The sequence below is a fragment of the Niallia sp. MER 6 genome, from assembly GCF_023714395.1.
In the GTDB taxonomy this organism is placed as follows: domain Bacteria; phylum Bacillota; class Bacilli; order Bacillales; family Cytobacillaceae; genus Niallia.
The window spans coordinates 55,449-78,680 of sequence record NZ_JAMAUK010000001.1 but is presented as its reverse complement, the minus strand read 5'-3'; the positions used below and the strand labels follow the sequence as shown (position 1 = coordinate 78,680).

The 23,232-nt window shown below is 39.9% G+C and carries 23 protein-coding genes; all 23 read left to right on the top strand.

What is annotated here, in order from left to right; translation table 11 throughout:
* Positions 1–8: 8 nt before the first annotated feature.
* Positions 9–278, top strand: a complete 270-nt coding sequence (gene fliQ, locus M3600_RS00375; protein ID WP_233314386.1) for a flagellar biosynthesis protein FliQ — start codon at positions 9–11, stop codon at positions 276–278.
* Between the two features lie 4 nt (positions 279–282).
* Positions 283–1,056 carry a flagellar biosynthetic protein FliR gene (gene fliR / locus M3600_RS00370; RefSeq protein ID WP_233314385.1) on the top strand — a complete coding sequence of 258 codons (774 nt, stop codon included), beginning with the start codon at positions 283–285 and terminating at the stop codon, positions 1,054–1,056.
* A 4-nt stretch (positions 1,057–1,060) separates the two neighbouring features.
* A complete protein-coding gene (gene flhB / locus M3600_RS00365) occupies positions 1,061–2,143 on the top strand; it encodes a flagellar biosynthesis protein FlhB (RefSeq protein ID WP_233314384.1) in 1,083 nt (360 codons plus the stop codon).
* Positions 2,144–2,192: 49 nt separating this feature from the next.
* Positions 2,193–4,229 carry a flagellar biosynthesis protein FlhA gene (gene flhA / locus M3600_RS00360; RefSeq protein ID WP_237941188.1) on the top strand — a complete coding sequence of 679 codons (2,037 nt, stop codon included), beginning with the start codon at positions 2,193–2,195 and terminating at the stop codon, positions 4,227–4,229.
* Entirely contained in the window at positions 4,226–5,380 is a 1,155-nt protein-coding gene (gene flhF, locus M3600_RS00355) for a flagellar biosynthesis GTPase FlhF (protein WP_237941189.1), read from the top strand. The genes flhA and flhF overlap by 4 nt, the downstream gene beginning before the upstream one ends.
* 1 nt (position 5,381) lies before the next feature.
* A complete protein-coding gene (locus M3600_RS00350; RefSeq protein ID WP_233314381.1) occupies positions 5,382–6,245 on the top strand; it encodes a MinD/ParA family protein in 864 nt (287 codons plus the stop codon).
* A gap of 10 nt (positions 6,246–6,255) precedes the next feature.
* Positions 6,256–7,362: a protein-glutamate methylesterase/protein-glutamine glutaminase gene (locus tag M3600_RS00345; protein ID WP_282581429.1), complete on the top strand. Its 1,107-nt coding sequence runs from the start codon at positions 6,256–6,258 to the stop codon at positions 7,360–7,362.
* Positions 7,363–7,383: 21 nt separating this feature from the next.
* Positions 7,384–9,420: a chemotaxis protein CheA gene (locus M3600_RS00340; protein WP_251644585.1), complete on the top strand. Its 2,037-nt coding sequence runs from the start codon at positions 7,384–7,386 to the stop codon at positions 9,418–9,420.
* Between the two features lie 46 nt (positions 9,421–9,466).
* A complete protein-coding gene (locus M3600_RS00335) occupies positions 9,467–9,937 on the top strand; it encodes a chemotaxis protein CheW (protein ID WP_233314379.1) in 471 nt (156 codons plus the stop codon).
* The gene (locus M3600_RS00330; protein ID WP_233314378.1) at positions 9,937–10,575 is read left to right on the top strand and encodes a chemotaxis protein CheC; all 639 of its coding nucleotides are present in this window, start codon (positions 9,937–9,939) and stop codon (positions 10,573–10,575) included. Before M3600_RS00335 ends, M3600_RS00330 begins: the two co-directional genes overlap by 1 nt.
* Entirely contained in the window at positions 10,575–11,072 is a 498-nt protein-coding gene (locus tag M3600_RS00325) for a chemotaxis protein CheD (RefSeq protein ID WP_282581430.1), read from the top strand. Before M3600_RS00330 ends, M3600_RS00325 begins: the two co-directional genes overlap by 1 nt.
* A 540-nt stretch (positions 11,073–11,612) precedes the next feature.
* A complete protein-coding gene (locus M3600_RS00320) occupies positions 11,613–12,377 on the top strand; it encodes a FliA/WhiG family RNA polymerase sigma factor (protein ID WP_267913299.1) in 765 nt (254 codons plus the stop codon).
* A gap of 18 nt (positions 12,378–12,395) precedes the next feature.
* Positions 12,396–12,701, top strand: a complete 306-nt coding sequence (locus tag M3600_RS00315; protein ID WP_233314376.1) for a hypothetical protein — start codon at positions 12,396–12,398, stop codon at positions 12,699–12,701.
* A 14-nt stretch (positions 12,702–12,715) separates the two neighbouring features.
* Complete coding sequence (locus M3600_RS00310) at positions 12,716–13,138, top strand: hypothetical protein (RefSeq protein ID WP_251644584.1); 423 nt, start codon at positions 12,716–12,718, stop codon at positions 13,136–13,138.
* Between the two features lie 249 nt (positions 13,139–13,387).
* Positions 13,388–14,089, top strand: coding sequence for a 30S ribosomal protein S2 (gene rpsB / locus M3600_RS00305; protein ID WP_233314374.1), 702 nt, complete (start codon positions 13,388–13,390; stop codon positions 14,087–14,089).
* Between the two features lie 228 nt (positions 14,090–14,317).
* The gene (tsf, locus tag M3600_RS00300; protein ID WP_233314373.1) at positions 14,318–15,202 is read left to right on the top strand and encodes a translation elongation factor Ts; all 885 of its coding nucleotides are present in this window, start codon (positions 14,318–14,320) and stop codon (positions 15,200–15,202) included.
* Between the two features lie 225 nt (positions 15,203–15,427).
* Positions 15,428–16,153: a UMP kinase gene (gene pyrH / locus M3600_RS00295; protein WP_233314372.1), complete on the top strand. Its 726-nt coding sequence runs from the start codon at positions 15,428–15,430 to the stop codon at positions 16,151–16,153.
* Positions 16,153–16,710 carry a ribosome recycling factor gene (frr, locus tag M3600_RS00290; RefSeq protein WP_233314371.1) on the top strand — a complete coding sequence of 186 codons (558 nt, stop codon included), beginning with the start codon at positions 16,153–16,155 and terminating at the stop codon, positions 16,708–16,710. Before pyrH ends, frr begins: the two co-directional genes overlap by 1 nt.
* 497 nt (positions 16,711–17,207) lie before the next feature.
* Positions 17,208–17,984 (top strand): undecaprenyl pyrophosphate synthase, encoded by a 777-nt coding sequence (locus M3600_RS00285; protein WP_233314370.1) that lies wholly within the window; start codon positions 17,208–17,210, stop codon positions 17,982–17,984.
* A 16-nt stretch (positions 17,985–18,000) separates the two neighbouring features.
* On the top strand, positions 18,001–18,795 hold the full coding sequence (locus M3600_RS00280; RefSeq protein WP_233314369.1) for a phosphatidate cytidylyltransferase: 795 nt from the start codon (positions 18,001–18,003) through the stop codon (positions 18,793–18,795).
* 74 nt (positions 18,796–18,869) lie between these two features.
* Complete coding sequence (gene dxr / locus M3600_RS00275; protein ID WP_233314368.1) at positions 18,870–20,012, top strand: 1-deoxy-D-xylulose-5-phosphate reductoisomerase; 1,143 nt, start codon at positions 18,870–18,872, stop codon at positions 20,010–20,012.
* A 15-nt stretch (positions 20,013–20,027) separates the two neighbouring features.
* Complete coding sequence (gene rseP, locus M3600_RS00270; RefSeq protein WP_233314367.1) at positions 20,028–21,296, top strand: RIP metalloprotease RseP; 1,269 nt, start codon at positions 20,028–20,030, stop codon at positions 21,294–21,296.
* A 90-nt stretch (positions 21,297–21,386) separates the two neighbouring features.
* A complete protein-coding gene (locus tag M3600_RS00265; RefSeq protein WP_251644583.1) occupies positions 21,387–23,084 on the top strand; it encodes a proline--tRNA ligase in 1,698 nt (565 codons plus the stop codon).
* Positions 23,085–23,232: the final 148 nt, after the last annotated feature.

Below are 23,232 nucleotides of genomic sequence, written 5' to 3'. Positions count from 1 at the left end.
GATGCATCATGTCACAAGAAATGGTTATATCAATTGCGGAAAAAGGGGTCCTTACGGTTTTAGTCGTTAGTGGGCCATTGCTTATTATAGCCCTTGCCGTAGGGTTGTTAATCAGTATATTTCAGGCTACAACCCAAATCCAAGAACAGACGCTTGCATTCGTGCCAAAAATTGTTGCTGTCCTTTTAGGGATTATCTTTTTTGGAGCTTGGATGTTAAGCCATCTTTTATCCTACACAAGTGACATCTTTTCAAACCTGACAAGGTTTATAGGGTGAAGCTATGGAGGATTTTTTAGCAAAGTTCCCGGCTTTTTTGCTGATTGTTGTAAGGGTGACATCCTTCTTCCTTATGCTCCCTCTCTTTTCTTATCGGACGATACCGACAAGTCATAAAGTAGGTTTTTCATTTTTTCTTTCATTAATGATGTTTTTTGGAATGGAAACCCCAACATTAGAAGTGGACGGGGCATATTATCTCCTTATTATTAAAGAAGCGATGGTCGGACTGTTTATCGGTTTTCTAGCATATATGCTATTTTCAGCTGTCCAAGTTGCCGGGGGATTAATTGACTTTCAGATGGGATTTGCCATCGCCAATGTTGTTGATCCGCAAACCGGTACACAAAGTCCGCTGACAGGGCAGTATTTAAATATTATTGCTCTCTTTTTTTTATTGGCAATTAATGGTCATCATTTGCTTTTGGATGGTGTATTTTACAGCTATCAATTCATTCCACTTGACCAGGCATGGGTCAACTTCGGTGATGAAAACATCATGCAATATGCCGGAAAAACACTCGCATTAATGTTTGCCATTGCATTCCAAATGTCCATCCCAGTTGTGGGCGCGATCTTTTTAGTCGACGTAGCTCTTGGGATAGTCGCAAGGACTGTTCCCCAATTAAATATTTTTGTTGTAGGTGTGCCGGTGAAAATTGTGGTTGGTCTTATTATGCTGATCATTGTAATGGGTGCTATCATGGCATCTGTTTCCAATCTGTTTTCAACGATATTGACGACAATGCGGGATATGATGAATTTGATGGGAGGTTAGTAGCATGCTGTTAAGATTGGATTTGCAGTTTTTCTCTGGTGAAAAAACAGAAAAGGCCACACCGAAAAAAAGGCAGGATACCCGTAAAAAGGGTCAGGTTGCCAAAAGCCAAGATATAAATACTGCTCTCGTGCTGCTGGCTGTCTTTGCTGTCCTTAACTTTGTAGGCGGGTCGATGATGAAAGGGATAGTTTCCCTTCTGAATTTTTCCTTCCAGGATCTTATGCTCATGGATTTGACAGAACATAATATTAAAAGTGTCTTTATTGAGATACTAATACAAACGGCTGTAATTTTAAGCCCAATCATGGCAGCTGCATTAGTTGCTGGTGTGATTGCCAACTACTTGCAAGTTGGCGTGCTTTTCACGACAGAACCGATTAAGTTTAAGCTCGAAAAAATAAACCCGTTATCAGGCTTAAAAAGAATGTTCTCGATAAGATCCATTGTTGAACTGCTTAAATCTATCTTGAAAATTACTGTTATCGGCATTGTTACATTTGCTATTCTTTGGAACAAGCTGGAGGAAATTCTTCTCCTTTCCCAAAAGTCAATCGGGGCTACCTTAATTACCTTGGCAAAATTAACGGTTCAAATGGGGTTATACGGTTCTGGAGCATTGTTATTTTTAGCTCTTTTTGATTATTTATATCAAAAATATGATTATGAAAAAAACATCCGGATGTCAAAGCAGGACATCAAGGATGAATATAAAAACATCGAAGGGGACCCACTAATCAAATCAAAGATTAAACAGAGGCAAAGAGAGATGGCAATGCGCCGAATGATGCAGGATGTGCCGAATGCCGATGTGGTTATTACAAATCCGACTCATTATGCAATCTGTTTAAAATACGATGAAGATAAATACGATGCCCCGTATGTTGTTGCTAAAGGTGTTGATTTTCTGGCTCAGAAAATTAAGCTGATTGCAAAGGAACATGAGGTTATCACAGTGGAAAACAGGCCTCTAGCACGAGCACTGTACAGCCAAGTAGATGTTGGGGAAACAGTCCCTGAAGAGTTTTTTAAAACAGTTGCGGAAATACTTGCATATGTCTACCGCACAAAAAAACAGCATTCTTAGTCAGACCTTTAAATATAGATGTTTGGTTGTTAGTTAGGAGCGAAAATATATGTCTGGTAGAGATTTAACCGTCGTATTCAGCGTAATACTAATCATAGCGATGCTCATTATTCCATTCCCTACATGGTTGCTAAGCATCTTGATTTTGCTGAATATTTCTTTAGCACTATTAATTTTATTATTGACGATGAACATGAACGAAGCGCTGGAGTTTTCCATCTTTCCATCGCTCTTGCTTTTAATGACACTGTTCCGGCTTGGGCTGAACGTATCGACAACAAGATCTATCCTTTCCACTGGGGAAGCTGGCGGAGTTGTTCATACGTTTGGAACCTTCGTGGTCGGCGGAAACTTGGTTGTTGGACTTGTCGTCTTTGCCATCTTGGTTATTATTCAATTTATTGTTATCACAAAAGGGTCGGAGCGTGTATCAGAAGTTGCTGCCCGTTTTACTCTTGATGCGATGCCAGGTAAGCAAATGGCAATCGATGCCGATTTAAACGCCGGTCTTATTTCCGAGTCAGAAGCAAGAACACGCAGGGAAAAAGTCAGCAGAGAGGCTGATTTCTACGGTTCGATGGATGGTGCGAGCAAATTTGTTAAAGGTGATGCCATTGCCGGTATCATTATCGTCTTCATCAACTTAATTTTTGGGATTGTCATCGGGATGACACAGCTGGATATGCCAATAGCTGATGCAGCGCAAAACTTCTCGCTCATGTCTATCGGGGATGGGATCGTCAGCCAAATACCAGCCTTATTAATTTCAACTGCAACAGGGATTGTCGTAACAAGAGCAGCTTCTGACGGCAACTTAGGTTCTGATTTAACAAAGCAGCTACTATCTTATCCGAAAATGCTGTATGTAGCAGGCGGAACTATTTTTGTCCTTGGCTTGATTACACCTATTAATGACCTACTCACAATTCCTATTGCTGGATTGCTCGCTTTTGGAGGATACGCATTATCAAAAGCACCGAAACAGGATCTCGAGGAAATGCTGGAAATCGAAGAGGAAGTCCAGACAAACGAACTGAAAAGTCCAGAAAGTGTTGTCAGCTTATTGAATGTAGATCCGATTGAATTCGAATTCGGCTATGGGTTAATTCCGTTAGCTGATGCCAATCAAGGGGGCGACCTTCTTGACCGGGTTGTAATGATTAGAAGACAGTTGGCAATTGAGCTTGGTCTTGTTATTCCTGTTGTGCGCATTAGGGATAATATTCAGCTCCAGCCGAATGAATACCGTCTGAAAATCAAAGGCAATGAAATGGCAAGGGGAGAGCTGCTGCTTGATCATTACTTAGCAATGAGTCCAGGAATGGATGATGACTCTATTGATGGTATTGATACAGTTGAGCCGTCATTCGGTCTGCCAGCCAAATGGATAACCGAAACGGTTAAGGAACAGGCAGAGATTTTCGGCTATACGGTAGTTGATCCGCCATCTGTTGTTTCCACGCATATTACAGAAGTTATTAAAGCAAATGCTCATGAGCTGTTAGGACGTCAAGAAACAAAGCAGCTTGTTGATCATGTGAAGGAATCTTATCCAATCCTTGTAGAAGAAGTTACACCAAATCCATTATCAATTGGTGATATTCAAAAAGTTTTGGCTAAACTATTAAAAGAAAATGTTTCAATCCGCAACTTGCCCGTTATTTTTGAAACATTGGCTGATTACGGGAAAATCTCTAGTGATACTGAATTGCTGGCTGAATATGTAAGACAGGCTTTAGCCCGTCAGATTACTAATCAGTATTCAAGCAATGTGGATACACTGAAGGTAATTACTCTTTCAGGCAAAGTAGAGAAGCTGATAGCAGACAATATTCAGCAGACAGAGCACGGAAATTATTTAGCGTTGGATCCAAGTATATCTCAAGCTATTTTAGAAGCTGTTGCCTCACAAGTAGAGCAGCAATCTATTATGGAACAAGTGCCGATTATTTTGTGTTCACCTGCTGTGCGTATGTATGTGCGTCAGCTGACAGAAAGATATTTCCCGCAGGTTCCAATATTGTCTTATAACGAATTAGAAGCAAATGTGGAAGTTCAAAGTGTTGGGGTGGTGACGGTAGAATGAAAATAAAAAAATATGTTGCAGCAAGCATGCCTGAAGCGATGAAGCGAATTCGGGCAGAATTAGGTAATGACGCGGTGATATTGCATTCGAAAATCATTCACACCGGCGGTTTTTTAGGAATGTTTAAAAAAAGAAATATAGAAGTACTTGCTGCAATAGACCCTGAATTGGCAGAAGCAAAGGCACCAGTTGAAAAACCGATGCCAACACCGAAGCTGATTTCAAAAGTCGAGCGTAGTCCAATAGAGGAGCCTAAAGTGAAGGCTCCTGTTCTTGCAGATGATAACATCTTAAGACAGCTTGCCCAAATGAATGAAAATATTCAAAGAATGGCAGAAAGCGGTAATGCACTACAGATGGAGCTGCCGCAACAGCTAAAGTCAGTAATCGATCGCTTAAAGAAACAAGACCTAGATAGTGATCTTCAATCAAGTTTGACAGCAAAGCTGTTGGAAAAATGGTATTTAGCTGGAGCAAACAGCAGTGATGAAGAGGTGCGTAGCTGGGCACAAGAATTCCTTTATGAAGAGATGAATCAATACACATTTGGCGGATTAACGCTTACGAAAAAATTTGTGAATGTCATCGGTCCTACTGGTGTTGGAAAAACTACTACATTAGCCAAAATGGCAGCGGAATTTATGATGAAACATAACAAAAAAATCGGGTTCATCACAACAGATACATATAGAATCGCTGCAATAGACCAACTGAAAACATATGCCAATATACTCAATGTCCCAATTGAAGTTTGTTACAACTTAGAAGATTTTGAAAAAGCGGCCCAAAGCCTGTCAGACTGTGATGTCATATTAGTGGATACAGCTGGTAGAAATTTCCGCAACCAACAATATGTTCAAGATTTGAAAGAAGTGGTCGATTATAATAGAGACATGGAAACATTGCTTGTTTTGTCACTAACCGCAAAACAGTCAGATATGGAAGAAATTTATCAGCAATTTTCCTCGATTCATATCGATCAGTTTATTTTTACGAAAATGGATGAAACATCAACATATGGAGCCATGATAAACCTCGTGGTTAAATACAAAAAGGGTGTGGCATATTTGACTACAGGACAAAACGTTCCAGATGATATTATGCCGGCAAATCCCCGCGAAATTGCAAAAAGGATAATTGAGGTCGATTAATATGACAGATCAGGCGGCAATGCTCAGAAAAAGATTCGAACAGTTTCATAGCGATAAGAAGCAAAAGACATTAGCCGTTGTCAGCGGAAAGGGCGGAGTAGGGAAATCTAATTTTTCCTTAAATTTTTCCTTATCGCTTAAAAGAAAGGGCTATTCTGTCTTATTGATAGACATGGATATTGGAATGGGAAATGTGGACATTTTAATGGGTTCACAGCCAAGATATACGATTGTCGATTTTTTTAAGAATCACGCCTCCTTTTCTGATATCATCCATAGCGGTGCAGGAGGAATTGATTTTATTGCAGGAGGTTCAGGCTTAACTGATTTTCTTGACATGGAAGAAAGGCAGCTTGAAAGATTTTTTCAGGAATTCGAAAGTCTTATGCGTCAATACGATTATATTCTGTTTGATATGGGAGCAGGAATAAGCACAGACAGCCTTAAGTTCATTCTATCTGTTGATGACGTTATTGTTATAACGACACCTGAGCCTACATCTATTACAGATGCGTATGCTGCAATGAAATTTATTCACTTGCAGAAGGATGATATTCCCTTTTATATAGTTGTAAACAGAACAATTAGCACACTTGATGGAAAAGAAACATACCAAAAGCTTAAAAATGTCATGGGCCGATTTTTGGATAGAGATATTATCAATCTTGGGCCGATTCCTGATGATCAGAATGTGGCAAGAGCGGTAAGGAAACAAGTTCCATTCATTATTTTTAATGAAAACTCACAAGCCTCTAAAGCTTTGTCAGAAATAGCCGATAGATATTGTAAACAACAGTTTGCAGATCCTCAAGATAACAAAAGGCCGTTTATGGCGAAATTAAAGAGGCTACTGTTTGAAAGGTAGTGGAGTTGCCGTGGGAAAAATTAATATCTTGATTGTTGACGATTCGGCGTTTATGCGTAAGCTTATTTCCGATTTTCTCACAGAAGACTCACGCATGTCGGTCGTAGGCACTGCCAGAAATGGTCAAGATGCATTAAAGAAAATAAAGGAACTTAAACCAGACGTGGTCACGATGGATGTCGAAATGCCAATTATGGATGGCATCAGTGCATTAGAACAGATCATGAAGGAAAATCCAGTCCCTGTCATCATGCTTTCGAGCACGACAAAGGTAGGAGCAGAGAATACGATTCAGGCGATGCAAATCGGAGCAATCGATTTTATAGCAAAGCCTTCTGGAGCGATATCTCTTGATTTATATAAGGTTAAAGAAGAATTAATTGAGAAGGTAATTTCAGCAAGCAAAGTGAAGCTCTCTAAATTGCTTCCACCGCAAGTGCAGGAAAAAAGTTCTATTATCAATCGTCCTACTTATAGTAGAATAGAACCAAAAGAAGTAATGCCAGTCAAACCAATTAAACCGACAGATCCGAGCTGGAATGCTGCAGCTAATAAACTTGTTGTTTTAGGAACGTCAACAGGCGGGCCAAGAGCACTGCAGCATGTTATTACAAAACTTCCTGCAAATATAAATGCGCCAATCTTGATTGTTCAGCATATGCCGGCAGGTTTTACCCAGTCACTTGCCAATCGCTTAAATTCTCTTTCAGAGATAACAGTCAAGGAAGCGGAACATGGAGAGACTATTCATAAAGGCGTCGCGTATATTGCACCTGGTGGATATCACTTAAAAGTGAAATCCTCTGGGAATAGCCTTGTCGTTCATCTAGACCAATCGGCACCTGTAAATGGTCATAGACCGAGTGTTGATGTCATGTTTGAATCGGCAAGTGAACTCGAAACCTATCATAAGCTAGCTGTTATTATGACTGGTATGGGCTCTGACGGCACGAACGGGCTGATCAAGCTTGTCAATAAAGGAAAAGTTAAGTCGATTGCAGAATCAAAGGAAACTTCCATCGTATTTGGAATGCCAAAGGCAGCCATTGCGACAAACTATGTAAATGAAATTCAAAATGTAGAAAATATCGCACAAACAATAATGAAATATGTATAAACGCCAAGGGGTGTAAACTATATGGAGATGAGTCAGTATTTAGAAGTATTTATTGAAGAAAGCAAGGAGCATTTGCAAACATGTAATGAGCAATTGCTGGAATTAGAAAAAAATCCAGAAAACCTACAAATTGTAAATGAAATATTCCGTTCTGCCCATACATTAAAAGGGATGTCGGCAACAATGGGATATGAAGACCTTGCAAGCCTTACCCACCAGATGGAAAACGTGCTTGATGCAATTAGAAACGAGAAAATTTCTGTTTCTCCAGAAGTTCTCGATGTTATCTTCCTTGCTGTTGATGACTTAGAGGCAATGGTGGAATCAATCGCGAGCGGTGGCGACGGAAAAAGAAACGTAGAAGAAGTTGTAAAGAAGCTCGCAGCAATAGAAAACGGCGAAGCATTTGTTGAGACAGGTGCTGAGGAAGCAGCTGCCGCTGTTGTGGAAGAAAAAGCATTAACGCAAAACAGCTATGACGAATTTGAGATAACAGTTATGCAGCAATCGAAGGAACAAGGCTTCAACGCTTACGAGATTGAAGTGTCACTAAGTGCAAGCTGCTTGTTGAAAGCAGCTAGGGTGTTCATGATATTTGAAGCATTAGAATCATTAGGTGAAGTGATTAAATCTAATCCTGCTGTTGAAGAGCTGGAAGAAGAAAAGTTTGAGAACTCTTTCATGGTTACAATTGTTTCAAAAGAAGAGCCTAGCCAAATTGAAGCGAAAATTATGAAGGTTTCTGAAGTTGAAAAAGTAGTAGTTAAAGAATTTGCTGCATCTGAAGTAACAGTTGCAGAAGAAGTTACAGAAACTGCTCCAGCAGTTCAGGAAACAGCGGTTGCAGCGGTAACACCAAGTGCAGCTCCGAAAAAAGAAGAGGAAAAACCTGCTGCTGTAGCGAAGCAATCAAGCAAAACAATCAGAGTTAACATCGAGCGTCTCGATATTTTGATGAATTTGTTTGAGGAGCTTGTGATTGACAGAGGAAGGCTTGACCAGATTTCGCAAGATCTGCAAGTTCAAGAGCTGCATGAGACAGTGGAAAGAATGTCCCGCATTACCGGCGACCTTCAAAATATTATCTTAAACATGCGAATGGTACCGGTTGAGACTGTATTTAACCGTTTCCCTCGTATGGTTAGACAGCTGGCAAGAGATTTGAACAAAAAAATCAATCTAGAAATCATCGGTGCTGATACAGAATTAGACAGAACGGTTATCGATGAAATCGGGGACCCGCTTGTTCACCTTATCCGAAATGCACTTGACCATGGTGTTGAGTCACCGGAAGTTCGAAGAGCGAACAATAAAAACGAAGAAGGTACAGTAGTCCTAAGAGCCTATCACAGTGGAAACCATGTATTCATTGAGCTTGAAGATGACGGTGCCGGCATCAATAAAGAAAAAGTCCTGCAAAAAGCATTAAGCAAAGGCATTATCACGCAAGAAACGGCTAATAGCTTAACAGATTCACAGATTGCAGAACTTATTTTAGCATCTGGCTTCTCTACAGCAGATAAAATTTCAGATATCTCTGGCCGCGGTGTTGGCCTTGATGTAGTAAAAAGCACGATTGAATCATTAGGCGGAACAATCACAATTGAATCACAAGAAGGAAAAGGCTCCTTATTCTCTATCCAGCTGCCATTGACACTTTCCATCATTTCCGTGATGCTTGTGGAAATTCAGCAGGAAAAATATGCGATTCCTTTATCATCTATTATTGAAACAGCAATCGTCAATAAGAACGATGTGATGCAAGCACATAATCAAACAGTAATTGATTTCCGCGGCAAAGTAGTTCCGCTTCTATTCTTGAAGGATATCTTTGAAGTTCCTGTTACGAAGGAAGAAGAGGAGTTCTATTCTGTTGTTATTGTGAGAAAAGGTGAAAAGCTGGCAGGATTTGTTGTTGACTCCTTCATTGGACAGCAAGAAGTCGTCTTAAAATCACTAGGTAATTATTTGACAAATGCATTTGCTATTTCAGGTGCAACTATTCTAGGAGATGGGCAAGTAGCCTTGATCGTTGACTGCAACGCCCTGATTAAATAACGTCAGAATTCATGCAAAGATAGATTGATAGAGAGGAAGAAATGAAATGGTAGAATCGGTTTCAACAGAAGTAAAACTGATTATTTTCGAATTGAAGGGAAAAGAGTATGCGATTCCTGTTAACGATGTAAGATCGATTGAAAAAATCATGCATATTACGAGAATCCCAAATATTGCTCCATTCGTAAAAGGAGTTATAAACTTACGTGGAGTTGTTACACCAATCATTGATCTGCGCAGGCGTTTTGATTTAGAAGAAATCGAGCATACAGATCAAACAAGAATTATCATCATAGCGATTGAGGACATGGAAGTTGGATTGATTGTAGATGCTGCCAATGATGTGGTTGATGTTAATTCAGACGATTACGAGCCAGCTCCAGAGGTTGTAGGAGGCAAGGAAGTTGATTATATCAGCGGCGTCGTGAAAGTGGACAAACGCTTGCTTATCCTTGTTAACCTTGAAAGAGTGTTCGATCGAGAAGAACTAAAAAAATATGCTAGAAGTGAAGTTTAATGAGCTTTACAGACAAGATTAATTCGCTTCATCTCGACATTTTGCGGGAGATAGGGAATATTGGGGCAGGAAATGCTGCCACCGCTCTGTCAAAGCTTCTTAATAAAAAGATTGATATGAAGGTTCCGAATGTAGAAATCGTTTCATTTGATGAAATGATGGATATGGCAGGCGGATCAGATAATATAGCAGCAGGAGTGTTCCTTAGAATTGAAGGGGATGCTCCTGGCAGCATGTTTTTCATGTTGCCGCTTGAACAAGCGACGAATTTCATCAGAGATATGATCGGTGATGAGACAGTCCAATTAGCTGAACCTCCATATGAAGAATTAGCATTATCTGCTTTGCAGGAGCTAGGCAATATTCTGTCAGGCTCTTATTTATCTGCACTTTCTGACTTTACAAATCTATCTTTATATCCATCAGTACCAGCACTTGCTATTGATATGGTCGGCGCAATTGTCAGCTACGGGCTGATTGAACTTTCGCAAGTGAGCGATTATGCTATCGTCATCAACACTGCCCTCAATGAAGATGAAAAATCAATTTCTGAAACAGTCAAAGGTCATTTTTTCTTACTTCCAGACCCAGACTCTTTTCATACCTTGTTTGAATCATTGGGAGTGAAGCTTGGATGATGATCGATCAGGCTGTTGTTATAAAGGTCGGTATTGCGGATATGAACACAGTAAAAGCACCGGATGTCATTCGTACTTCCGGGCTTGGCTCCTGTGTCGGCATTGTTTTGTATGATGAGAGAAGATCGATTGCAGGTTTGGCACATATAATGCTTCCTGACTCCTCTCTAAGCAAGAGCGGCCCAGTTAATATTGCTAAATTTGCTGATACTGCGATTCCTGAGCTTGTAAACAGACTAGGGGAACTGGGGGCTAGCAAGTTTTCCTTAAAGGCGAAAATCGCCGGCGGAGCGCAAATGTTCCAGTTTAGCGGAACAAGTGATATTATGAGAATCGGTCCGCGCAATGTAGAGGCAGTTAAAAAGGAACTGAATGCACTCAATATTAAAATTTACGGAGAGGACGTAGGCGGCAACAGCGGAAGAACGATAGAATTTAATCCTGCTACCTATGAGCTTGCGATTCGTACTGTAAATAAGGGAACACATATTATTTAAGGATTTATCAGAAATATCCAAAGAATAGGAAAGTCTGTCACTTAAAAGAGTGCAGGCTTTTTTGTTTACCATAAACTATTATATTAATAGTTCAAAAGAACTATATAAAACGAAAAATTCAATCCTTTTTTTTACATAAGGTAATTTTACAACAAAAATAGGTTAAATGTACTATTCCGCAGAAATTTCGACAATGTTAAAGTTTAATAGGTGGAAAGCTGTTTAATCACTTGAAGAAACGGGTTTTCAGCGTCAGTTTAAAAAACTGTTTTAATAAAAATGTAGGATAAGCGGCTTATCAAATTAAAGTAGTACAATTATCTTATTGAGTAGTAAAGTACTATTCTGTTTTAAATAATAAATGATTTGCATAAAAGTCTGCTCGGGTCAGGAAGTACCTGAAAGAAAAAGCCTTTCTTACACTTTAGCCGTAGTAGCTTTTGTTTAAAAGAAGGTTTTTAGTATGGGAATGGCTCAGAGCGTTCAAAATAAAGAAATAATACCAAATGGAATGGAAATGCTGTTTTGAGGAGGATGTTTATGGCAAGCGAGACGACGTTAGAGGAGAAAAATGCATGGGAGATGTGGATAACCACTAGAGATACAGATGCGTGCAACACATTGATAAAAAAATATATGCCCCTTGTTAGCTTTCATGTGCAGCGCATTTCTGTAGGTCTTCCTAAGAGCGTCTCAAGAGAAGAGCTGAACAGTTTAGGAATGATCGGCCTATATGATGCACTGGAAAGATTTGATCCTAAACGCGATCTGAAGTTTGACACATACGCGTCTTTTCGCATTAGAGGAAGCATTATTGATGGTTTAAGGAAAGAAGACTGGCTTTCTCGAGGCACGCGGGAAAAGACAAAAAAAATCGAGGCAGCAATTGAAAAGCTCGAGCAGAAAATGATGCGAAATGTGACAGTTCAGGAAATTGCCAATGAGCTCGATTTGTCGACAGAAGAAGTGTACTCGACGATGAATGAACATTTCTTTGCCAATGTCCTCTCCATTGATGAGCAGCTTAATGAATCGGATGAAAAAGAAGGCCCGACATTCGCCATCAGGGATGATAAAACAGAAATACCGGAAGAAAAAGTAATGAAGGATGAATTAATTAAGGAAATGGCATCCATGATTGAGACATTAAACGATAAAGAACAGCTTGTTTTAAGCTTGTTTTATAAAGAAGAGCTTACATTAACAGAAATTGGACAAGTCATGAATTTATCTACTTCCCGTATTTCACAAATCCACTCGAAAGCAATCTTTAAATTAAGACATTCATTAGAGAAGGTCATTTAAAGGGAGTGGGAAAGGGAAATGAGCTTAAAGGCGATTGAAATGCAGGTAGCCTTACCCCGCACATATGATGCTGGGAAAATCCAGGAGCAGCAGGACCAACGAGGGCAATTGATGAATAATCATGCCCTGCAAGCTACCTTGCAAGAAGAATTGAAAAAAAGGACAAGTGTTGTTAAAGGGGAAGAAAAGGGGAATGTCTCCAATAACAACCAACAAGACAGGGAGAGCGCAGATTTGCCGAAAGGGAAGAAGAAACGCACCCAGGAGGAGCTGTCCCTTCCTGATCACCCGTATAAAGGGAATATGATAGACTATAGTGGATAGATTGAGGGAATAAAATGGTTAATTTTCTGCTTGTTTTTAGTATTGCGTTAAATATATTGGCGCTGTTATGCATTGCGCTGTTGTTTATTAGACAAAACAGACTGGCTGCATTTGAAAGCCGACAAGAAAAAGCTTTGGAAGAAATGGAAGAAATCGTTTCGACATTTATTGCGGAAATAAAAGAAGAGAACGAATTGTTCCTGCAAAGAATTCATGAGCTTGATGAACAGCCGAAAAAAAGCCTGGAAGAAGCTGTCGAAGAAAAAGAGGACAAGAATGAGGAGCCTGCTTCATTTACAGTGCCAAAGGCGAATCCTTATGCAGCAGCAGTCAAATCCTATCAAACTTATGACAGTAACATAAAGCCAGATGATGTGGAAGAACTATTGGATCTTATTAAGAACCAAAGGAAATGTCCCTGCTTGAACAAGTTATAGAGCTTGAGAAGCAAGGCGAAACGATTGAACAGATTGCCAAAAAATTAAACAAAGGTAAGACAGAAATAGAGCTTTTACTGAAATTTAGACAAAATAATCAGGAATAGCTTGATTGTCTATCATACATATGCTATATTAAAAAACGGTGTTAATACACACGCTTTTGGATTTAATCATTGGTGCTGTTTATACAGTTTTGATTAAAAATGATAAAGGCGGAGGAAAACAAAACCATTAGGAGGAACAAACATGTCAGTAATCTCAATGAAACAATTGCTTGAAGCTGGTGTACACTTCGGTCACCAGACTCGCCGTTGGAACCCAAAAATGAAAAAATACATTTTCACGGAGCGTAACGGCATCTACATCATCGACCTTCAAAAGACAGTTAGAAAGGTTGAAGAAGCTTACAACTATGTGAAAGAACTTGCTGGTAACGGCGGAACTGTTCTTTTCGTAGGAACTAAAAAACAAGCTCAAGATTCAGTTAAAGAAGAAGCTATCCGTTCTGGTCAATACTATGTAAACCAACGCTGGTTAGGTGGAACTTTAACTAACTTTGAAACAATCCAAAAACGTATTGCTCGTTTGAAAGAAATCGAAAGAATGTCTGAAGACGGTACTTTCGAAGTACTTCCTAAAAAAGAAGTAGTTCAATTGAACAAAGAGCTTGAGCGCTTGGAAAAATTCTTGGGCGGAATCAAAGAAATGAAAAAAATGCCAGATGCATTATTCATTGTTGATCCACGCAAAGAGCGCATTGCAGTTGCAGAAGCGCATAAATTGAATATTCCAATCGTTGGAATTGTTGATACAAACTGTGATCCAGACGAAATTGATGTTGTTATCCCAGCGAACGACGACGCAATCCGTGCTGTGAAACTATTAACTGCAAAAATGGCAGATGCTATTCTAGAAGCTAAACAAGGCGAAGAAGTAACAACTGCTTAAGTCAAATAACTGTGTCTGCTAGAAAAACGAACAGCGCATAGAGATCACAATATGGTCTTTATCAACCTAGTAGTCTTTTGCTAGACACACTAGTTTAGGGACTTGTGAAAAAGGTGATAAAGAGCAGCCCTCTTATCACCTTTTTTTAAAGAGAATTGCTTAAAAGCAATAATAAATGGAAAAACAATAAGTATACGTACATACGGAAAATACAAGGAGGCAATTAACATGGCTGTAACAGCTCAAATGGTTAAAGAACTACGTGAAAAAACAGGTGCTGGTATGATGGACTGCAAAAAAGCACTTACAGAAACAAACGGCGACATCGAAAAGGCAATCGATTTCCTTCGTGAAAAAGGTATCGCTAGCGCTGCTAAAAAAGCAGACCGTATCGCTGCAGAAGGTACTACTTACATCGCTGTAGAAGGTAACGAAGCAGTTATTCTTGAAGTGAACTCAGAAACTGATTTCGTTGCTAAAAACGAAGGTTTCCAAGTGCTTGTTAAAGAACTTGCAGCACATCTTCTAAGCAGCAAGCCTGCAACTGTAGAAGAAGCTGTAGCTCAAAACATCACTGAAGGAACTACTGTTGAATCTCACATCAATGCTGCTATTGCTAAGATTGGCGAAAAGCTTTCATTACGCCGTTTTGAAATCAAATCAAAAACAGACAGCGACGCTTTCGGTGCTTACCTTCACATGGGCGGACGCATCGGTGTTCTAACAGTATTAGAAGGCTCTACTGATGAGTCTGCAGCTAAAGATATCGCTATGCATATCGCTGCACTAAACCCTAAATACGTTTCTCGTGACCAAGTTTCTCAAGAAGAAGTGGAACACGAAAGAGAAGTATTAACTCAACAAGCTCTTAACGAAGGCAAACCAGAAAACATCGTTGCAAAAATGGTGGAAGGCCGCCTTGGCAAATACTTCGAAGATGTTTGTGTTCTTGACCAAACTTTCGTTAAAAACCCAGACCAAAAGGTTCGTCAATTCGTTGAGTCTAAAGGTGCAACTTTGCGTGAGTTCGTTCGCTACGAAGTAGGAGAAGGAATCGAAAAACGCGAAGATAACTTTGCTGAAGAAGTAATGAACCAAGTTAACAAAAAATAATATTTGTCGGATTCAATATAGGAACACTCCTGTGTTCCTTATATTGTGTATCATTCATGAAATGGTTAGTTGATTGGATGCGCTCTTCTTCCAAAACCACTGCTTTTTCCATCTTGGAAGATAAGCAGCATGGAATGGCTAAAGAATGGTGTTTCGACAAGTTTAAGAAGGGGAGCACATTGTGTTCCCTATTTTTAAAGACATTTAATACATACGGAGGTTTCCATGAGTAATCCAAAATATAAACGTGTTGTTCTAAAATTAAGCGGGGAAGCTTTAGCTGGCGAAGCTGGTTTTGGCATTAATCCTGCTGTCATCAAAAATGTAGCGGAGCAAGTGAAGGAAGTTGCTGAACTAGGTGTAGAAGCTGCCGTTGTAGTCGGCGGCGGGAATATTTGGAGAGGCAAAATCGGTGAGGAAATGGGCATGGACAGAGCAAATGCCGATTATATGGGAATGCTTGCCACTATCATGAACTCATTAGCCTTGCAGGACAGTTTAGAACAATTAGGTATTGAAACACGTGTACAAACATCAATTGATATGAGACAAATAGCTGAACCTTACATCAGAAGACGTGCGATTCGCCACCTAGAGAAAAAACGTGTTGTTATTTTCGCTGCAGGAACTGGAAATCCGTACTTCTCCACAGATACTACTGCTGCATTAAGAGCTGCTGAGATTGAAGCAGAAGTTATCTTGATGGCTAAAAACAATGTGGACGGAGTTTACTCTGCAGATCCTAGAGTAGATAAAAACGCAACTAAGTATGATCAGCTGACTTATTTTGATGTGATTAAAGATGGACTTGCTGTCATGGATTCAACTGCATCATCCCTATGTATGGATAACGATATTCCACTGATTGTATTCTCTATTATGGAAGAAGGCAATATTAAAAGAGCAGTTATGGGTGAAAAAATCGGAACATTAGTAAGGGGGAAAAAATAATGCCAAAACAAGTCATTTCAAGTACAAAGGAAAGAATGGATAAAGCAATCCAAAGCTATTCACGTGAACTTGCAAGCATCCGTGCAGGAAGAGCTAATGCAGCCCTTCTAGATCGCATCAATGTGGATTACTACGGAGCGCCAACACCAGTAAACCAACTAGCTGGAATCAGCGTGCCGGAAGCAAGACTGCTTGTCATTCAGCCTTACGATAAATCAATTCTAGGTGAAATCGAAAAAGCTATTCTAAAATCAGATATTGGGTTAAACCCAACGAATGATGGTAATATCATTCGCCTGACTATCCCAATGCTTACAGAAGAACGCCGTAAAGAACTGGTTAAAAACGTTAAAAAAGAATCAGAAGAAGCGAAAATCGCTATCCGTAACATCCGCAGAGATGGGAATGACGATTTGAAAAAGCTTGAAAAGAACGGTGAAATCACAGAAGATGCTTTGCGTGGTTACAGTGATGATATTCAAAAGCTTACAGATGATTACATTACAAAAGTGGATGCATTGACAAAAGAGAAAGAAAAAGAAATTCTAGAGGTATAATAGAAAGTTTGCTGCCAAAAAGGGAAGCGAATTTGAATTTACCAAAGCCTTTTTCACTCTTTCTCTCGCTAAGGAAGATATAATGCAGACTTTAATGGTTGCATGCCAGAGATGAATTCAATTAAGATTTCGTAACCTCTCGGGTAGCCAGTGCTTTCTCATCTTATTCCAGTAATAAGGTAGCGTTAAAGCTTCTGGGCAAGAGGGTGCGTAAAAGACCCTGTTTTATATGCCTGAATGATTGGTTAGGGCTTTGTCTAAACTAAAGAACCCTCTATTATTAGGGGGTTTTTCGCTTTATTATAAGCTATTTGTATTTTTGGTTGCTTATGCAGTCTAGTTTCCTATAAGATATAAAGGGAACATTGTAAGCCTACCCTCACTGTTTTTGCGCATACAAGGAATGTGGATGTTTTTCTACTTATATAAGAAAAAGCTAAAGTAACATAAGAAGGATATAATTGATGTGAGAGGATCTACTTTGGAGGAACAATAGTATGTTTAACAAATTAAGGTTATGGAAGACGGGGACCACTACTAATACTCTCCAAGACCAGATAAGCAAAATAAAGCAGCAGAAAGTTCCGGAGCATGTCGCTATCATAATGGACGGCAATGGCAGATGGGCTAAAAAAAGAAAGCTGCCAAGGATAGCTGGCCATCATGAAGGAATGAAATGTGTCAAACGCATTACGAAGATGGCTGATGATTTGGGGATAAAAGTTTTGACCCTATATGCCTTTTCAACAGAAAATTGGAAACGGCCGAAAACGGAAGTTGATTATATCATGTCACTGCCTGAACAGTTTTTAGGAACCTTCTTGCCGGAGTTAATTGAGAAGAATGTTCGCGTGACTGCCATTGGATATAAAGAAAAGCTTCCGGAACATACCTTAAAAGCATTGGATAATGCAGTGGAAAAAACAAAAAATAATACTGGCTTGAATTTGAATTTCGCTTTGAACTATGGGAGCAGATCGGAAATTCTTCAAGCGGTAAGCAACATCGTAAAAGATTGTCAAAACGGAAGTATGGAAGCAATGGACATTACAGAAGAAGTCTTTTCATCTTATTTGATGACAGGCGGACTGAATGATCCGGATTTGCTGATTCGCACAAGCGGCGAAATCCGTATAAGCAACTTTATGCTGTGGCAGCTTGCCTATACAGAGCTTTGGTTCACAGATGTCCTCTGGCCGGATTTCAAAGAGGAGCATTTAATCGAAGCTATTGAAGTATTCCAAAGTCGCCAGCGGCGTTTTGGAGGAGTCTAATAAGGGTTGTGAATGTATGAAACAGAGAACTATTACAGGAGTGATTGCGGCAGCTATTTTTATCCTGTTTATCTTGCTTGGCGACATGCCATTGGTGCTGTTTACATTTTTAATTGCGGCCATTGGTTTATACGAGCTGCTGAAGATGAGAAAGCTTCCGCTTTTATCTTTTAGCGGCATTCTTTCCTTGCTGGTGACATGGATATTTATATTGCCAGATCAATACAGCGGTTTTCTAGCACATTGGAACTTGTCAAAAACAGAAATAGGCTTGCTTGCCATCATGCTTTATTTAAGCTATATGGTTGCATCTAAAAACAAATTTACTTTTGATGATGTCGGCTTTTCCGTCCTTTCTGTCCTTTATATGGGTGTCGGTTTTCATTTTTTTGTGCAAATTTCAAATAATGATCTGACTATCCTCGTTTACTCATTATTTATTATTTGGGCGACAGATTCAGGTGCTTATTTTATTGGACGAGCTATCGGAAAAAGGAAGCTTTGGCCGGAAATTAGTCCGAATAAGACTGTTGAAGGCTTTATCGGAGGCATTGTTTGTGCCGTTATCGTTTCAGTTCTATTTTATGTGTTTGGCTACATAGAATGGTCTATAATACCGTTTATTACAATCATCTTGTCTATTTTTGGACAAATTGGTGATTTGGCAGAATCTGCGCTTAAACGCCATTACGGTGTTAAAGATTCTGGTAAGATTCTTCCGGGACATGGCGGCATCCTGGATCGTTTTGACAGTTTACTGTTTGTTTGGCCGCTGCTGTATTTTATTTTAGATATAGTAGGTAAAATATAATCAGCATTTAAGTTTGAAAAATGCTGTGAATTTACGAATGAAGAAATATAGCAACATGGTCTGGGAGTGAGACAGTGAAACATATCAGTTTATTAGGTGCAACTGGTTCGGTAGGAACACAGACGTTGGATGTCATAAGAGAACATCCCGATAGCTTTAAGCTTGTCGCCTTTTCTTCAGGCAGAAATATAGAGCTGACAAGGCAGATCATCGCAGAATTCCAGCCAGCATTAGTATCGGTTACTGAAAAGGAAGACTGCGACAAATTAAAGGTTGAGTTTGCTAATACCAAGTTTACGTTTGGTCAGGAAGGTTTGGTAGAGGTAGCAGTCTTTGACAAGGCGGACATACTGGTGAATGCTGTGCTTGGAAGTGTCGGTTTATACCCTACTTTACAGGCAATTGAAGCAAAAAAGACAATTGCAATTGCCAATAAAGAAACATTGGTGACAGCTGGTCACTTGGTGATGGAAGCAGCGAAAAAGAATAATGTTCCCATCCTCCCTGTTGATAGTGAACATTCAGCTATTTATCAATGCTTGCAAGGTGAAAAAGAAAAAAATATTGAACGCTTAATCATAACAGCCTCAGGCGGCAGCTTCCGTGATTTATCGAGAGCAGACCTGCAGCATGTGACAGTAGAGGATGCCCTAAAGCATCCAAATTGGTCAATGGGTGCGAAAATCACGATTGATTCTGCAACAATGATGAATAAAGGCTTGGAGGTTATCGAGGCATTTTGGTTATTTGCATTGCCTTATGATCAAATTGATGTCTTATTACATAAGGAAAGCATCATCCACTCTATGGTCGAATTCCATGACAGCAGTGTCATTGCTCAGCTTGGCACACCAGACATGAAAGTGCCTATTCAATACGCGCTGACATATCCGGACCGCCTTCCCCTTCGATCGTCAGAACGTCTCGATCTTGCAAAAATCGGGAAACTGCATTTTCAGGAGATGGATCTTGAACGGTTCCGCTGTCTGCATTTCGCGATTGAAGCGGGCAAAGCCGGCGGTACGCTGCCAACCGTTTTAAATGCTGCCAATGAAGTGGCTGTTTCCAGGTTCTTGAAAGGGGAAATCAGCTTCTTGCAAATTGAAGAGCTGATTGAAAGAGCGTTGAACAATCATCGTCTTATCGCTAATCCAAGCCTTGCCATTATCCAAGAGGTTGATCAAGAAACGAGAAAAATTGCAAGCACACTTCTATAAAAAGGTGGTTATATATTGTATACAGTAGTTGCTTTTATTATCATTTTTGGTGCGTTAGTGTTTTTTCATGAGCTCGGACACTTCGTATTTGCAAAAAGGGCAGGTATCCTGTGCCGTGAATTTGCAATTGGATTCGGTCCAAAAGTCTTTTCTCAAAAGAGAGGAGAAACAACGTATACCATTCGTCTTCTTCCATTAGGCGGATTTGTCCGCATGGCTGGGGAAGACGCTGAAATGATTGAAATTAAAGCAGGACATCGGATTGGGCTGCTTTTTGGCAAAGATGGATCAGTGGAGAAAATCATTCTTAATAACAAAGAAAAGTATCCGAATGCAAGAATAATTAATGTTGAAGCTGCCGACCTAGATCACGATTTAACGATCAAAGGTTATGCAGAAGATGATATGAATGAAGAGCTGCAAGTATTCCGAATTCATAGAGAAGCGGTTATCATCGAAAATGGCATTGAAACACAAATTGCGCCATATGATCGTCAATTCAATAGTAAAACTCTATGGCAACGCACATTGGCTATCTTTGCAGGGCCGATGATGAACTTTGTTCTAGCTTTCGTTGTGTTTGTTATCATTGCTTTAACACAAGGAATGCCTTCCAATGAGCCGAAGCTTGGCAAATTGACAGAGGATGGTGTAGCAATCACTGCAGGCTTAAAAGAAGGAGATACCGTATTAAGTATTGACGGACAATCTGTTTCTTCTTGGGAGGATGTTGTCTCTATCATTCAGAAGAGCCCAGGTGAAGAGCTTGAGTTCCTGCTTGTCCGAAACGGGCAGGAAATGACTGTTGACGTTACGCCTAAAGAAACGGAAGTGGAAGACGGAGAAAAGATCGGATTAGTTGGTGTATACAGCCCGATGGAAAAATCCCCGTTAAAAGCATTCCAATACGGTGTAACAGAAACCTATACATGGACGAAAACGATCATTGGAGCAGTCGGTAAACTGGTAACAGGACAATTCTCCATCGATGCGTTAAGCGGACCTGTGGGAATCTATAAATCAACGGATACGGTCGCTCAATCAGGTATATACTCATTGATGAGATGGGCGGCTATCTTGAGCATTAACTTAGGTATCATGAACTTGCTGCCGCTGCCGGCTCTTGACGGCGGAAGATTGATCTTCTTTGCTATTGAGGCAATCAGAGGCAAGCCGATTGACAGGCATAAAGAAGGAATTGTTCACTTTGTTGGCTTTGCATTGCTGATGCTGCTAATGATTGTGGTAACGTGGAACGATATTCAGCGTTTCTTCCTTAAATAATCAATTAGTTAATCTGTGAATGGGTGAGGAGAAAATAGACCTCACCTTCATTCGTGATTTGTTTGAAAATAAAAATAGAGGTGCTAAATAATGAAGCAAAGTAAAATGTTAATCCCGACTTTAAGGGAAGTGCCAGCAGACGCAGAAATTAAAAGCCATCAGCTGCTTTTGCGCGCAGGCTATATCAGGCAGAATGCGAGCGGAATATATTCTTATTTGCCATTAGCAAATAAAGTGCTGAAAAAGATTGAACAAATTATCCGTGAAGAAATGGATAATTCAGGATCAGTCGAGCTGCTAATGCCTGCTATGCAACAAGCAGAACTTTGGCAAGAGTCTGGCAGATGGTATTCTTACGGACCAGAATTAATGCGTCTAAATGACCGTAATAATCGTGAATTCGCCCTCGGTGCAACACATGAGGAAGTAATCACAAGCCTAATTAGGGATGAAATTAAATCATATAAGCGTTTGCCTTTATCTCTTTATCAAATTCAAACGAAATTCAGAGATGAAAAGAGACCAAGATTCGGGATTTTACGTGGCCGTGAGTTCATCATGAAGGATGCTTATTCCTTCCACAGCTCTCACGAAAGTCTTGGGGAAGTGTATGATGCAATCTTCCAGGCATATTGCAATATTTTTGAAAGATGCGGTTTGAACTACCGTGCTGTTATTGCAGACAGCGGCGCTATGGGCGGAAAAGATACGCATGAATTTATGGCACTTTCCGATGTTGGAGAGGATACAATCGCTTATTCAACTGAATCAAACTATGCAGCTAATATTGAAATGGCACCAGTGCTTGCTGTATATGAAAAAGAGGATACACCCCAAGGCGAGCTTGAGAAGGTAAAAACAGAAAACGTTAAAACAATCGAGCAAGTTTCAGCTTTCTTGAATGTTTCAGAAAATAAATGCATCAAATCACTTCTATTTAAAGTGGACGACAAGCATGTACTTGTATTAGTTCGCGGAGATCATGAAGTGAACGATATTAAATTGAAAAACTTGCTTGAAGCATCAACTGTCGAGCTTGCTGATGCGTCCGAAACAAAGAATATTCTAGGCTGCAGTGTTGGTTCACTCGGACCAATCGGCGTTAAAGATGTGGAAGTAATTGCAGATAATGCGGTTCAATATGTTGTTAATGGTGTTTGCGGAGCAAATGAAGAAGACTATCATTATACGAATGTAAACCCAGAAAGAGACTTTGCTGTAAGTCAATATGCTGATTTGCGCTTCATTCAAGAAGGGGATGTTTCTCCAGATGGAAAAGGTACAATCGTGTTTGCAAAAGGAATTGAAGTTGGTCATGTCTTTAAATTAGGAACTCGCTACAGTGAAGCAATGGGTGCGAGCTATCTGGATGAAAATGGCCGTTCTCAGTCTATCATCATGGGCTGCTACGGTATCGGTGTGTCTAGAACAATGGCTGCAATCGTTGAGCAATTTAATGATGAGAGAGGCATCGTTTGGCCAAAAGCAATCGCACCATTCGATCTGCATCTGATTACAGTTAATGCTAAGGACGAAGCTCAAACAGAATTGACAGACAAGCTATATAATAGCTTGAAGCAAAACCGTTATGATGTGCTTGTTGATGATCGTGCGGAAAGAGCGGGAGTAAAGTTTGCAGATTCTGATTTGATCGGTTTGCCAATTCGTATTACTGTCGGCAAAAAAGCGGCAGAAGGAATTGTAGAACTGAAAGAAAGAAGCAGCGGCGATGTTCATGAGGTTCATGTTGATAATCTGCTTGAGACTCTTGCAAAGCTTTCCAACTAAGTTTTACAGCTACAGCGACAAGCTGTAGCTTTTTTTATGGTGTAAATAGGCTGCCAACCGTTCTTTAAATTGCCAACATTTAAGCAGCCTTTTATTCAATAAGAAAAAATAGATTATGATATAATGTAGCTTGGTAGAGCACCAATAA